The following is a 13,355-nucleotide window of genomic DNA, read 5'->3' as shown; positions in this document are numbered from 1 at the left end:
CGTCGGCCTTTCGGCACTGCTGACCACGACGATGACCCAGATGCGGGCGACGATCGCCGCTCTCGCCGGGGCAGGACTTCGCCACGGAGTCAAAGTCATTGTCGGCGGCGCTCCGGTGACCGAAGCCTTTGCGCGCTCCATCGGCGCCGACGGGTCCGCCCCCGGCCGCCAGCCGAGCTGTGACACTGGGCAGGCGCCTGCTGGAGGTCCAAAGGGCAGGGCAGGGTTGGTTCATGAACCCGACCGGACCCGAGGTAGGGGAAAGGGTGCGGCATCAACAGCGGGCATGAGCGCAAGCGCAGGTCGTCCGGTTGACAACTCCCTCGACCTGCAGTACATTTTTACTAGACAAAGAGCCATTTCATTCTACGAAATTAGCAGCCTTCGGCAAACCGGGCGACGAGGCGCGGTCGAAGCTATCCCCAGGCCCGACCGAGTAGATCCACCTCGGCTGCTCGGCGATTTGCCTGCACAGGAGACCTCGAATGCCTGAAGTCGTGACATTCGGCGAGTGCATGCTCCGCCTTTCCCCTCCGGACTTCCAGCGTCTGGAACAGGCGACGCAGCTGAACATCACTGTCGGGGGCTCTGAGCTCAACGTTGCGGCCGGTGTGGCGCGTCTGGGGTTGAGCTCGGGCTGGGTCAGCCGGCTGCCTGAGAATCCGCTGGGGCGCATGGTGCGCAACAAGGCGCGCGAGATGGGGGTCGATACCTCGCACCTGCTGTGGACCCAGGACGATCGACTCGGATTGTATTTTGTCGAGTATGGTGCCTCCCCCCGCGCCAGCAGTGTTCTGTATGATCGGGCGCTTTCGGCGATCTCCCGGATCCAGCCGGGCGAAGTGCCCTGGACGCAGGTCTTCCAGGGATGCCGATTGTTCCATGTCAGCGGCATTACCCCCGCCCTCAGCGACAGCGCGGCCGCCGTCACAGCCGAGGCCATCGCCGCCGCCAAGGGAGCTGGTGCCCTCGTCAGCTACGACCTCAACTATCGGGCCAAGCTCTGGTCGCAGGACAAAGCCTGCCAGATACAGACGCCGTTCATGGCCGAGGTTGACATCCTGATCACCACCGAGGAAGATGTCGAGCGGGTGTTTGGCATCACCGGGGAGGACTACCGGCAGGTGGCCAAGGCCCTGGCCGATCGCTTCCAAGTGAAGGTGGTCGCCATCACGCTGCGCGGCACCCCCTCGGTTTGGAGGAACACCTGGTCGGCTCTGGCCTATGCCGACGGCAAGTTCCACGACGATGTGACCTACGAAGTCGAAGTGGTCGATCGCGTCGGTTCGGGGGACACGTTCAGCGCCGGGTTCCTGTATGGCTACCTGACGCAGGGCGTCGAACGAGGGGTCAAAGTCGGAAATGCCTTCGCCGCCCTCAAGCACAGCTCGTGGGGTGACTTCAACTGGACAACATTGGACGAGACCGAGGCGCTGATCAAAGGCGCCGGCCTCCGTATTGTCCGCTAGGAGATGGGGATGGGGCGTGATCAGCATGCGCAGTGGATCGAGCGGACCGGGCTGATCGCTATCGTCCGGCTCGACAGTTCGGCCGAGCTGGTCCAGGTGGCCAAGGCGATCGCGGCTGGAGGGGTCACGGTTATTGAATTCACAATGACCACGCCCGGAGCCTTGCGCACCATCGAAGAATCGGCCAAGGAGTTGGGTAGCGAAGTCCTGATCGGCGCCGGCACGGTGCTCGATGCTGAGACGGCGCGGGCGGCTATCCTGGCCGGGGCCGAGTTCGTGGTGGCACCGACCCTCAGCATCGACGTTGTCGAGATGTGCCACCGCTATGACAAGCTGGTCATCCCCGGCGCCTACACTCCTACAGAAATCCTCACCGCCTGGGAGCACGGCGCCGACTTCGTCAAGGTCTTCCCCGCCGAGATCGGCGGGCCCGCGTATCTCAAAGCGGTGCGGGCGCCCCTGCCGCAGGTCAAGCTGATCCCGGTGGGTGGAGTCTCTCTGGAGACGGCACAGGCGTTCATTCGCGCCGGGGCCGTAGCCCTGGGGGTCGGCTCGAATCTTGTGGACAAGAAAGCTGTCGCCCAGGGGCGCTTCGACCAGCTGACAGCCGCCGCCCTGGCGCTCAGCAAGGTGGTTCAGGAAGCGAGGCGTGGTGATTGAGCGGCAGGTTACCTTCCACGTGCACTCGGGCAAGGCGCAGGAGTTTGCGTCCTTCTTCACATCGGCCTACGCCCCGGCGATGGCCAGGCAACCGGGATTCTGCGGGGCCGAGCTTCTGCGCCCAGACGATCCGGCCGACACGCTGGTCATGGTCTTGCGCTTCAGCGGCACCGAGGCGGCCCTGGCTTGGCGGGAGAGTGCTGCCCACAAGGAGATGTCTCCGACGCTCAAGTCCTTGTACCTGACCAGCGAGGTTCGCGTCTACGATGTACTTTCCGAACAGCCGGGGCCTGACCGATTACGGTGAACTGACGGCGAGGCCGGGCACGCCGCTCAATGCCGGGAGCGGGCAGAAGATCCAGCCGGAGGCGGCATGGCGACATTCGAGTTGAAGCACGAAGACATTGACCCTCTGCTGGAAGGCCTGGCGATCCTCGGAACGGGCGGTGGAGGCTCTCCGGCCTGGGGCAGGGCGATCTTGGAGAACGATTTCGCCTGCGGCAGGGCTCCCAGCCTGATCGATCTGGAGGCGATCTCGGATGAGAGCACCGTCGTCAGCGGCGGGATCATGGGTTCGGTCAAGGTGCTCGAGCAGATGGGCACCGAGACCATCATGCGCCACTGGGAGGAGAAATTCGAGCTGCTCGAAGTCACCCGGGTGATGGAAGGGCTCCTGGGCAAACCCATTCAGCATGTCGTCCCCTTTGAGGTTGGCGGGCTGAACACCCCCGTGATCCTTTCCCTCGGAGCCCGGATGGGACTGCCGGTCATTGACGGAGACGCCCTCGGTCGCTCGGCTCCTGAGACCCAGATGACTTCATTTATCGGCCACGGGATCAGCCTGACCCCGATGCCGTTGGTGGACATGCAGGGCAACGTTGTGATTGTGCAGAGTGCGGCCGATCCGACCTTCCCGGATCAGGTCGGTCGCTTTGTGATCTCCCGCGGCGGCGGTCTGGGCGCCAACAACCACTATCCGATGAGCGGAGCGACGGCCAAGCGCGTGATCATCCCGAACACGATCAGTGGTTCCCTGAAGTTGGGCAAGGTGGTCCTCGCCGCTCGCCAGGCTGGAGGTGATCCGGTGGCTGCCGTCGCCCGAGAGGTTGGCGGCAGGCTGCTGTTCGTCGGTGAGATCGCCACGATGCAGGAAGAGGAGACCCTCGGCTTCTACTTCACGACCGCCGTTCTGCAGGGAAAGTCCGATTTCTCTCGGCACAAAGCCGAACTGGTGATCAAGAATGAGAGCATGTTCCTGGCGATCGACGGCGAGCCTCGGGTGTACTTCCCGGATCTGGTCCTGATGCTGGACCCGCAGACCGGGCGCGGCCTGATGAGCGTCGAACTGCACGTCGGCAGCATGGTCTGCCTGGTCGTGGTTGCGTGCCATCCGCGCCTGCGTGCGGCCGTGCTCTCTGGGAAGGCGGATGCCGCCTTCAGCCCGTCGCGTTATGGGCGGCCGAACGATCGCTATCGACCGCTGGAGGAGCTGTTGCCCTGAATCCCATCGGCGCCTCACGGCTCGCCAGCCCTGCGGGCGCGGGCTGCGCCCCGGACACCTATTCAGTCTGCCGCGCCCGGTTGGCGGGGGGCGGAAGAAACGCGGCGGGGCGGCAGTAGCATGGGCGGAGGAGCGGGCGCCTCCGCCGGTGGAGACCCGGTGGGACCAGCGTCTGACATGCCCTCTCAGGCCAGCATGACGCCTCGCGAGAGGGTCGTGCGAGCGCTGGCGCGCCAGGAGACCGACCGCGTCCCGATCGACCTCGGAAGCACCTGGGTTTCTACGACCACCATTCCTTTCTATGAACGCCTCAAGCGGCATTTCGGCGTCGATCGGCCCACCGAGTTGATGGAACGCAACATGCAGGTGTGCCACATCGACGAAGGGATTCTGGCACGGCTCTCGGTCGACACCCGGTTTGTCTCGTACAATGCACCCGAGTTGGCGTGCAACCAGAACACTGAATTGGCCGACGGCCACTACCGCGATCCCTGGGGGATCGAGTGGCGCAAACCGGCCAGTTCCTTCTACTATGACCTGCACAAAGCGCCGCTGGCGGGAGAGATCACCAAGAGCGACATCCTGCACCATCCGTGGCCGGATCCTAGCGATCCCGGGGTCACCCGCGGGCTGCGCGCCCGAGTGGAGGCGATGCGGGCGAGCACTGATTGCGCCCTGGTCCTCAATCTCTCCTTGTGGGTGCTGCAGTGCAGCCAGAACGTGCGCGGTTACGAGGACTGGTACATCGATCTGGCGACGCAGCCGGATCTCCTCGAATGCATGGCCGACTGCCTGACCGAGTCGATGATCGGCCCACTGGAAATGGTGACGGCCGAAGTCGGCGACTTGGTGGATGTGATCTCGGTCTCCGATGACATCGGCCACCAGGACCGGCTGTGCATGAGGCCGGCCACCTACCGCAGAGTGTTCAAGCCGAGGCATGCACGCATGATGGAGGCCATCCGGACCAGGTCGGGCGCGCCGATCATGTGGCACACCTGCGGCAGCGTTGTGGATGTGATCGATGATCTGGCCGAGATCGGGGTGGCTTGCTTGAACCCGGTCCAGACCACGGCGGCGCGAATGGATCCCGTGGGACTCAAGCGAGAATTCGGAAACCGGATGTCGTTTTGGGGCGGAATTGACACCATGCACGTCCTGAACAACGGATCGACCGGCGAGGTGCGAGGCGAGGTTCGGAGCAAGATCAACGCCCTTGCCCCCGGCGGAGGGTACATCTTGAATCCCACCCACAACCTCCAGCCGGATGTCCCGGTGGAGAATCTGCTGGCGATGGTGGAGGCAGGTCTGGAGTATGGGCGATACCCGCTGTCCTTCGAGGCGGACGGATGAGCGACCGCAGGCCTGGCTGGCGAAGGGTGGCCTCAGGCGGACGTCAGTCGGAGGGCCCCGCCGGTTGCGACCTGGCCGTAGGGCGCGAGCTGTCGGAGGGCGAGCTACGGTGAGGAGGTTGGGATGACCACGGTGTATTGGTTGGTCAGGTTGAAGCCGGGCGTGACCGCCGAGGACTATCAGGCCTTCGTGCGCCGCGTCGACTATCCGGCGGTGAAGCGCATCGCCAGCATCCGCAACTACTCCTCCACACGGGTTGTGGGCTGCATCCCGCCGGAAGGCCCCGCTCCCTTCGATTTCATCGATGTGGTGGAAGTAGCGGATCTGGATGCGTACCTCCGAGATTTGGAGGAGCATCCCGCCGTGAAAGAGGTCCACTCGCAATCGGCGGACATGGTGGACGTGATACACTGCATTGTCGCCGATCCGGTTCCGCAACCGTAGGTCCAGGGTGGAAACACGGAGGCAGATGAGGCCATGCCGAGTGTTTTCTGGTTTTCCCGGTTGAAGGCTGGAGTGGAGGCGGCGGCCTACGAGCGGTGGGTGCAGCAGACCGATTACCGCCTGGCGGAAGGCATCGAGTGTGTCGAGCACTACCGAGTCCACCGCGTCGCCGGACCAGTGGAAGGAGAGGGCGAGTTTCTCTTCGACTACATCGAGGTCTTGGAAGTCACCGATATCGATGCGTACCGATCGGCGCTGAAGCACAGTCCAGCGATCCGGCAGATCATTGCCGAGATCGGTCAGTACATCAACGGGGCCGGGAGCGCGTGGGGAACGCCGATCGCGCCTCTGGGAAAGGAGCGGTGAATGGGCTGAGAGCAACAGCCGGCAGGTTGTCAGCAACCCTACAAGATCCCTTCTGGAGGAGAAATGGAACCCCGAAGCAAGCTACTTGGATACCTGTCCCTGATTGTGATGATTGCTCTGGTTCTCGGTGCCTGCCAGCCGGCACCAGCGCCGACGGAAGCCCCGGCCACGGAGGTGCCAGCACCGGCGCCAGCCACCGAGGCGCCCGTCGCTGAGCCTGTCGCCTGCGGCGAAGAAGGAACGATCGTGATCGCCTATGATGGCGATATCGACCACATCGAGCCGATGCAGTTCCGCAGCATCGCCGCGTACGATGCCACCGCTAACCTGTACGAGCCGCTGATCCAGCAGGAGTTGACCGACCAGGGCGATCAGGTCTATATCGGCTCGGACAAGTTCATCGGTGCGGGCGCGGAGAGCTATGAAGTCTCGGCCGATGGGACGGTGTACACCTTCCATCTCCGCCAGGACGCCAAGTTCGCCGACGGCACGCCGATCACGGCCAATGACTACTACTACACGCTCAAGCGTGCCCTGGAGGGTCCGGGCTACATCACCCTGCTGACCGGGTTCATGGCGGTCACTTCGATCTCCCAGGTCGAAGTCGTCGATGACTACACTCTCGTGATCACGGCATCCCAGCCCGCGGCGCTGGCGGAGATTATCCTCAGCTTCCAGGTTCTGGGAGCAATGAGCCAAGCCACGGCGGATGCCAATGCCACGGCCGAAGATCCCTGGGCCGAGGCATTCTTCCGCACCAATTCCAACTCCAGTGGTCCGTACATCATCACCAGTTGGAACTCGGGGGTGGAGTATGTCTTCGAGCCCAATCCCAACTACTGGCGCGGACCGGACTATTTCCACAACTGCAAGGTGATCTTCCGCGTCGTGCCGGAAGCCGCTACCCGTGAGCAGCTTCTGCGGGCCGGCGATGTGGATGTGGCGCTGGGCGTCCCCTACGGCGACCTCGAGCAACTGGCAGCCGATCCCAACATCACCATCCACCACATTCCGACCACGCGGGTCTACCACGCCGGCATGAACATGGCCCAGAAGCCGTTCGATGACGTGCGCGTGCGCAAGGCACTGTCGATGGTGGTTCCCTACCAGGCGATCACTGACAACGTGATCTACGGCTACGGCGCCAATCCGGGTTCTCCGATCGCCGAAGGCATGGCGACGCACACCAAGGAGTTCTTCACCTACGATCAGGCTACAGTCGAAGAGGCCAAGGCGCTGCTCGTAGAAGCTAACTACCCGAACGGATTTACGGTGGACCTGGTTGTCCCGCAAGAGGACCAGGCACGGGTTGATTCGGCCACCTGGATTCAATCCGGGGCGGCGGAGATCGGCGTCACGGTCAATATCAACGCCCTCCCGGTCGCCCAGTACAACGAGCTCCTGAATGCCATGGATGCGGATGGCAAGCACACCCTGCCGTTCTACATCTTCGAGTGGTACTCCTGGGGAAATGACCCGGCGTTCCAATTCACCTGGAACTTCAAGTGCGGCCAGTTCACCAACTACTCGATGACCTGCAACCAGGAGCTCGACAAGATCATCGCCGACCTGACGCTCATCAGCGACCCGGTTCAGCGCGACGAGCTCAGCAAGCGCGGACAGGAAATCGTGGTACAAGAAGAGGTACCCTGGATCTACCTGTACGCGCCGGAGTGGATCATTGCGACGCGGTCCAATGTCGGTGGGATCGCCCTCTTCAATGATCTGACACTGCGCTACGCCTTCTTGGGCAAGGAGTAGGCGAGCGGCAACCGGCTTTTCGAAGGAAGTCCTAGTTGGCAGGGGCACACGTGGCGTGTGCCCCTGCCTGCACCACCAGGCGGTGTACGACCCTGAAACGGGAGAGCCTATGGTCAACTGGGAGAGGGGTGATCGCTCGCAGATGGGCGTCAAGCCAACCGCCGCCAGGCAACCGGGCGAGAGGCGTCGGCCGACGGGGTGGGGAGCGAGGAGTGTATGCCCCGCCTCCTAGGGTACTTGCTGCGCCGAACGGGGCTGGCGATCGTGACCCTGGCCGGGGTCGTGGTGTTCGTGTTCTTGCTGACCCACATTCTTCCCTCCAACCCGGCCGCATTGCGCGCCGGCCCCCTTGCCGATGCCGAGTTGATCCGAGAGTACGAGCAGGAGATGGGGCTGGACCAGCCGCTCTCTGTCCAGTTCGGCCGCTACGCCCAGGAGATCCTGACCGGCAACCTGGGCGAGAGCTGGAAGACCGGTCAGCCGGTGCTCAAGGAGCTCGGCGAACGGCTGCCAGCCACTCTGGAGCTGGCGGCGACGGCCTTCCTGGTGGCCCTGGTCGTCGGACTCGTGCTCGGCATTCTGGCGGCCGTCTACGCCGGAACCTGGATCGACCAAGGGGTTCGACTGTATGCCACTCTAGGGGCAGCCCAGGCGCTGTTCTGGCTGGCGCTGCTCTGCGTGCACGTCTTCTACTACACGCTGGGCTGGGCGCCGGCGCCGCTGGATCGCCTGACGATCGGGGTGCCTGAGCCTCCCCTGGTGACAGGCCTGTTCACAGTCGACAGCCTTCTGGCCGGCCAGTTCAGTACGTTCCTTGATGCCCTGAACCATCTCTGGCTGCCGGCTTTGGTGCTGGCGTTCGTGGTCAGTGCGCCGATCGTCAAGATGACGCGGGGTTCGATGTTGGACACCCTCAATTCCGATTTCGTCCGCACAGCAAGAGCGATCGGCGTCCCCAGACGAAGCGTGGTCGTGCGTGACGGGCTGAGGAATGCCTTCATCCCGATCCTGACCATGATCGGGATTGTCTTCGGCTACCTGATCGCCGGAAATGTCATCGTCGAGAGGGTCTTCTCGTGGGCGGGCATCGGTCAATACGCCTGGAATGCGTTGACAATCAATGACTTCAACGCCGTGCAGGGTTTCGTGATCTTGATCGCCGTCATCTACGTCGGAATCAATCTCGTGATCGATCTGGCCTATGGCTTCATCGATCCGCGGATTCGGCTGGGCTGACGTGGAGACAACCCTGGATCCGAGGGTGAGTGTGCCACAAGGGCGCAAGCGCTCCCTCTGGTACCGTGGGCTGAGTTCCATTGGTCGCTGGAGGCTGTTCTCCTTCGGGGTCTTCCTGATCCTGGTATACGTGGCCGTGGCCGTGATCGGTCCCGAGGTGGCTCCCTACAGGCCGAACGCGACCCATCCTCAAGCGACACTCCAGCCGCCGTCATCGGATTTCTGGTTCGGGACAGACAAGTTCGGGCGCGACATCTACTCGCGTGTCTTGTACGCCACGCGCCTCGATCTCAGCATCGCCTTCTCGGTGGCGCTGAGCGCCTTCCTTGTCGGGGCCTCCGTTGGCGCTCTCTCCGGGTACTACGGCGGCGGAGTCGATGATGCAGTCATGCGGGTGGTCGATGTCCTGCTGGCTTTCCCGGCCTTCATCTTGGCCATGGCACTGACCGGCATTTTGGGCGATACGATCCCCAATGTCATCATGGCCATCAGTATTGCCTATGTCCCGTATTTCATCCGCCTGACTCGAGGCGAGATGCTTCGGGTGCGAACGATGCAGTATGCCGATGCCGCGGTGGTGGTGGGCAACCCTCGCTGGCGGGTCGTTTTGGTCCACCTGCTGCCGAACTCGTTGACGCCGGCCTTCATCCAGGTGACGCTGGTGCTGGGATGGGCAATCCTGGACGCCGCCGGCCTGGCCTTCCTGGGCCTGGGCATCACTCCCCCGACGGCGGAATGGGGCGTGATGGTGGCGGAGGGGGCGCAGCGCATCATCACCGGCGAGTGGTGGACGTGGCTCTTCCCCGGTTTGGCGATCGTGATCATCGCCTTCGCCTTCAGCCTGGTTGGTGATGGCCTGCGCGATCTGATGGCGCGCGAGGAACGCTGATGCCCGACCCCTTGCTGCAGGTACGGCGCCTTCGGCTGGACATCCACGGGCAGGATACATTCCGGGCCGTGCTGCTGGACGTCGATTTCGAGGTGCTCCCCAATGAGGTGATGGGGCTGGTGGGTGAGAGCGGCTCGGGCAAGACGATGACGGCCCTAGCCATCATGCGTCTGTTGCCGCCCGCTGCCCGGGTCTCCGAGGGCACGATCTGGTTCGGCGGTCAGGATCTACTGGCGCTGACGGAATCGGACATGCGCGGGATTCGCGGGTCTGAGATCTCCATGATCTTCCAGAACCCTCGCGCCGCGCTCAATCCGTTGATGCGCGCGGGTGAGCAGGTGGCGAGAGCCCTGATGCTCCACCAGGGCATGAAGAAGGAGACGGCAAGCCAGCAGGCGATCGCGCTGCTCCAGCATGTGGGAATCTCGGATGCCGAGGCGCGCGCCCGCGCCTATCCGCATCAGCTGAGCGGCGGGATGGCCCAGCGTGTGCTGATCGCGGTGATGCTCGCTTGCCGGCCGAAGCTGCTGATCGCCGATGAACCGACGACCGGCTTGGACGTGACCATTCAGGCTCAGATCTTCGATCTCATCCGAGAGGTCCAGGCCGAAGTTGGGGCCTCCCTGCTCTTGATCACCCATGACCTGGGGGTAGTTAGCGAAGTCTGCCAGCGGGTGGCGGTCATGTACGCCGGCCAGATCATGGAGCAGGCGTCCGTACACGATCTGTTCAAGAGGCCGAGCCATCCCTACACCGAGCGCCTGCTGGCCAGCATTCTGCGCGTCGACGAAGCCGCCGAGCTGGATCCTTCACGCGCCATCGCCTTCGCCAACATCGACTACGACAGTGTTGGCTGCCGGTTTGCGAACCGCTGCCCTTATGTGCTGGAGGCCTGCTGGACTCGCCGGCCGGAGCCGCGCTGGCTGGCTGCCGAGCATGTGGTCTTCTGCCACCTGCGCAACCTGGAGGCGAAATGACCACGCCTCTGCTGCGTGTGGTTGAGCTGCACAAGCACTTTCGTGAAGGCCGGAGCACGATCCACGCCGTCAATGGGGTCAGCCTCGAGGTCTATCCGGGAGAAGCTGTCGGCTTGGTCGGCGAAAGCGGGTGCGGCAAGAGCACGACGGCTCGCTGCATCCTGCGGCTCGAGGAGCCGACCAGCGGCCGGATCGAATTCGAGGGCACCGACCTGGCGGCCATCCCGCGAGGACGGATACGCACCCGGCGCAAAGACTTCCAGATGGTCTTCCAGGATCCGAACGAGTCCCTGAATCCCCGCTTTTCCATCCGCAGGACCCTGCGGGAGCCGCTCAAGTTGCATGGACTGTATGCCGGGGAGGAACAGTTGACGCAGGCGGTCCAGCGCGTGCACCTGGAGACGGATCACCTTGGCCGGTTGCCCCATCAATTGAGCGGCGGCCAGAAGCAGCGGGTCGGCGTCGCAAGGGCGATGATGACAACGCCTAAGCTCGTCATTCTGGACGAGCCAACCTCCTCACTCGACATGTCGCTGCGCATCCACGTGATCGTGCTGCTGAAGGAACTGCAGCGAGAACTCAACCTATCCTATATCTACATCTCTCACGATCTGAGCACGATCCGCCATCTCTGCGGCCGGGTGATGGTAATGTACCTGGGCCGGATCGTGGAGCAGGGCCGCACAGCGGACGTGTTTGACGACCCGACACACGTGTACACGAAGGCATTGCTTTCGGCCATCCCAATTCCCGATCCGACGGTCAAACGGAACCGGATCCTGCTCAAGGGTGAAACGCCTACAGCCCGGGAGCTTGTCCCGGGCTGTGCGCTGCAGGGCCGCTGCGAGTTTGTGCTGGAGGAGTGCCGTCGTCCAGTGCCTGAGTACGACCTCGGCGACGGGCATCGCGTCGCCTGCCGTCTGGCTCGCGAGCATCCGAAGTACCAGCCTTCTCCGCCGGGTCCCTAGCCCGAGCCATCCACCTGCCGCCGCACAATTGAGACCTAGACCGCCGGGCAGGGCTGCCCGAGAGACGCCCCATTTCCCGCCGGTCCCCAGCCCGGCGTTCCGCCCTCGGCGAGCGACCCTGCCCAGCGCGGCCCTGGGGCCGGGACCTCCCGCTTCTTCCTGTAGACGGAATGGGCGATAAGTGTGCGGGCGCGAGAGGCAGGGCACGGCGTGGGCCCCTGGCGCTGGGCGCCGGTCAGAAGCGCGGGATCTCAGCGCCCCCGTCCAAGCGCATGGTCACGCCCGTGATCGTTCCGCTACTGGGAAGACAGAACATGGCGATCATCTCGGCGACTTCTGCCCGGCGGATCAAGCGCTTGGCAGGCGTGCGGGCCAGGTAGCGATCGCCGAAGGTCGGATCGAATTCGTGAATGTCGGGCAGGCTCTCGTAGATCTGGCCTGGGGAGACGGCGTTCACGGTGACCTCTGGGCCGAGCTCCAGCGCCAGGGATTCGGTGATCACCTGGACGCCGGCCTTTGCCAGGGTATACACGTTGTGGTTGCGGATGAAGGCCGACCCGGCGCACATGCTGACGATCCGCCCCCAACCATTTGCCTTCATCTGGGGCGCGAGATGTTTGGCAGTCAAATAGACAGCCTTCAGGTTGACGTTCATGATCAGATCCCAGGTCCCCTCATCCAGCGAGAGGTAGGGATCCATATTGAACGGGCCGGCGTTGTTGACGATAATGTCCACTCGGCCGAACGTCGCCAGCGCCTGCTGACAAAGGCGTTCGACCTCGGAAGGGCGTGAGAGATCGGCGGCGATGGCTGCTGCCTGCACGCCGTGGGCTCGTATCCGCTCGAGCAGTGCCGGACCGTGGCTCGCCATCTCCGGCCGGTCCAGGTCGTTGATGATCACCGACGCACCGTGGCTCGCCAGGGTCTCGGCCGTGACCGCGCCCAGATTGCGGTAGGCGCCGGTGACCAAGGCGACTTTTCCGTCAAGCGGTCTTTCTGTCATTCTGTGCTCTCCTTGTGCCTGGTTCAAACGTCGCCCCAGGCCCGTCCGCACGCGCGGGCCGCTAAGGCGCTTCGCGCCACTCCGGGGTGAAGGATGCCAGCTGACTCAGTACCTGGTCGATGTCCGATTCGGCCACGGTCGGCGACATGTGCCCGATGCGAATGATCTTGTCCTTGAGGAGGTCCCCGAGCCCGCCGGCGATCTTGGTGTGGTGCACTTCGGCCATGTAGGCGACGATCTTCCCGGTTGGAACACCTGGAGGTCCAAAGGCGGCGGTGAGAACCGGCGCCAGGAGCTCGTCGGGGGTGTAGGGAGGCATCCCGATCTCCCGTAAACCCTGGCGCAGGCGCAGAGCCAGGGCGTGGTACCTCTTCACCCGTCGTTCGATTCCTTCTGAGAGCAGACTGTGCAGCCCGGCGCGCAGGGCCAGGACGTTGTTGGTGGCCATGGTAATGGGGAAGGGGTGCCACCCGGCCCATTCGGTTGCATACTGCCGCCAGACCCGCAGGTTCAGATACCAGCCGTGTCCCTTGTTCTCGGCGCGATCGATCAGCGACCAGGCCGACGGACTCACGGCCACGGTCGCTAGGCCAGGCGGAGCGCCGAGGCACTTCTGCGAGGCAGAGGCGCAAAGCCCGATCCCCCAAGCGTCCATCTGGATCGGGATGCCTCCCAAGGAGGAAACGGCGTCGACCATCAGGACGCGGCCATAACGGGCCGCCATCGGG

The 13,355-nt window shown here is 63.8% G+C and carries 14 protein-coding genes; 12 read left to right on the top strand and 2 right to left on the bottom strand.

Going from position 1 to position 13,355, the window contains the following annotated elements; genetic code table 11:
* The first annotated feature begins 485 nt into the window (after positions 1–485).
* From MUO23_13850 to MUO23_13795, 12 genes are all read left to right on the top strand, one after another.
* Entirely contained in the window at positions 486–1,469 is a 984-nt protein-coding gene (locus MUO23_13850; GenBank protein MCJ7514034.1) for a sugar kinase, read from the top strand.
* A gap of 9 nt (positions 1,470–1,478) precedes the next feature.
* Positions 1,479–2,129, top strand: coding sequence for a bifunctional 4-hydroxy-2-oxoglutarate aldolase/2-dehydro-3-deoxy-phosphogluconate aldolase (locus MUO23_13845; protein ID MCJ7514033.1), 651 nt, complete (start codon positions 1,479–1,481; stop codon positions 2,127–2,129).
* On the top strand, positions 2,119–2,436 hold the full coding sequence (locus MUO23_13840; GenBank protein MCJ7514032.1) for an antibiotic biosynthesis monooxygenase: 318 nt from the start codon (positions 2,119–2,121) through the stop codon (positions 2,434–2,436). Before MUO23_13845 ends, MUO23_13840 begins: the two co-directional genes overlap by 11 nt.
* Before the next feature lie 66 nt (positions 2,437–2,502).
* Entirely contained in the window at positions 2,503–3,630 is a 1,128-nt protein-coding gene (locus MUO23_13835; protein ID MCJ7514031.1) for a DUF917 domain-containing protein, read from the top strand.
* Positions 3,631–3,789: 159 nt separating this feature from the next.
* The gene (locus MUO23_13830; protein ID MCJ7514030.1) at positions 3,790–4,983 is read left to right on the top strand and encodes a hypothetical protein; all 1,194 of its coding nucleotides are present in this window, start codon (positions 3,790–3,792) and stop codon (positions 4,981–4,983) included.
* 123 nt (positions 4,984–5,106) lie between these two features.
* The gene (locus MUO23_13825; protein MCJ7514029.1) at positions 5,107–5,427 is read left to right on the top strand and encodes a hypothetical protein; all 321 of its coding nucleotides are present in this window, start codon (positions 5,107–5,109) and stop codon (positions 5,425–5,427) included.
* A 33-nt stretch (positions 5,428–5,460) separates the two neighbouring features.
* Positions 5,461–5,793, top strand: a complete 333-nt coding sequence (locus tag MUO23_13820; protein MCJ7514028.1) for a hypothetical protein — start codon at positions 5,461–5,463, stop codon at positions 5,791–5,793.
* 63 nt (positions 5,794–5,856) lie between these two features.
* Positions 5,857–7,554: an ABC transporter substrate-binding protein gene (locus MUO23_13815; protein ID MCJ7514027.1), complete on the top strand. Its 1,698-nt coding sequence runs from the start codon at positions 5,857–5,859 to the stop codon at positions 7,552–7,554.
* 216 nt (positions 7,555–7,770) lie between these two features.
* Positions 7,771–8,790: an ABC transporter permease gene (locus tag MUO23_13810; protein ID MCJ7514026.1), complete on the top strand. Its 1,020-nt coding sequence runs from the start codon at positions 7,771–7,773 to the stop codon at positions 8,788–8,790.
* 25 nt (positions 8,791–8,815) lie between these two features.
* Positions 8,816–9,679 (top strand): ABC transporter permease, encoded by an 864-nt coding sequence (locus MUO23_13805; protein ID MCJ7514025.1) that lies wholly within the window; start codon positions 8,816–8,818, stop codon positions 9,677–9,679.
* The gene (locus MUO23_13800) at positions 9,679–10,656 is read left to right on the top strand and encodes an ABC transporter ATP-binding protein (protein ID MCJ7514024.1); all 978 of its coding nucleotides are present in this window, start codon (positions 9,679–9,681) and stop codon (positions 10,654–10,656) included. Before MUO23_13805 ends, MUO23_13800 begins: the two co-directional genes overlap by 1 nt.
* Positions 10,653–11,624 carry an ATP-binding cassette domain-containing protein gene (locus MUO23_13795; protein MCJ7514023.1) on the top strand — a complete coding sequence of 324 codons (972 nt, stop codon included), beginning with the start codon at positions 10,653–10,655 and terminating at the stop codon, positions 11,622–11,624. Before MUO23_13800 ends, MUO23_13795 begins: the two co-directional genes overlap by 4 nt.
* Positions 11,625–11,859: 235 nt before the next feature.
* On the opposite strand, the gene MUO23_13790 is transcribed toward MUO23_13795, so the two are convergent.
* Positions 11,860–12,627: an SDR family oxidoreductase gene (locus MUO23_13790; GenBank protein ID MCJ7514022.1), complete on the bottom strand. Its 768-nt coding sequence runs from the start codon at positions 12,625–12,627 to the stop codon at positions 11,860–11,862.
* A 61-nt stretch (positions 12,628–12,688) separates the two neighbouring features.
* The coding region (locus MUO23_13785; GenBank protein ID MCJ7514021.1) for an aminotransferase class V-fold PLP-dependent enzyme at positions 12,689–13,355 on the bottom strand (667 nt) is incomplete at its 5' end.

It is taken from the genome of Anaerolineales bacterium, assembly GCA_022866145.1.
Lineage (GTDB): Bacteria > Chloroflexota > Anaerolineae > Anaerolineales > E44-bin32 > PFL42.
Note: the sequence above shows the minus strand (reverse complement) of the source record. Positions and strands in the feature narration are given on the sequence as shown.

Coding starts and splice junctions, on each gene's coding strand:
- MUO23_13850 (MCJ7514034.1), top strand. CDS start 486: ATGCCTGAAGTCGTGACATTCGGCGAGTGCATGCTCCGCCTTTCCCCT.
- MUO23_13845 (MCJ7514033.1), top strand. CDS start 1,479: ATGGGGCGTGATCAGCATGCGCAGTGGATCGAGCGGACCGGGCTGATC.
- MUO23_13835 (MCJ7514031.1), top strand. CDS start 2,503: ATGGCGACATTCGAGTTGAAGCACGAAGACATTGACCCTCTGCTGGAA.
- MUO23_13825 (MCJ7514029.1), top strand. CDS start 5,107: ATGACCACGGTGTATTGGTTGGTCAGGTTGAAGCCGGGCGTGACCGCC.
- MUO23_13820 (MCJ7514028.1), top strand. CDS start 5,461: ATGCCGAGTGTTTTCTGGTTTTCCCGGTTGAAGGCTGGAGTGGAGGCG.
- MUO23_13815 (MCJ7514027.1), top strand. CDS start 5,857: ATGGAACCCCGAAGCAAGCTACTTGGATACCTGTCCCTGATTGTGATG.
- MUO23_13810 (MCJ7514026.1), top strand. CDS start 7,771: ATGCCCCGCCTCCTAGGGTACTTGCTGCGCCGAACGGGGCTGGCGATC.
- MUO23_13800 (MCJ7514024.1), top strand. CDS start 9,679: ATGCCCGACCCCTTGCTGCAGGTACGGCGCCTTCGGCTGGACATCCAC.
- MUO23_13795 (MCJ7514023.1), top strand. CDS start 10,653: ATGACCACGCCTCTGCTGCGTGTGGTTGAGCTGCACAAGCACTTTCGT.
- MUO23_13790 (MCJ7514022.1), bottom strand. CDS start 12,627: ATGACAGAAAGACCGCTTGACGGAAAAGTCGCCTTGGTCACCGGCGCC.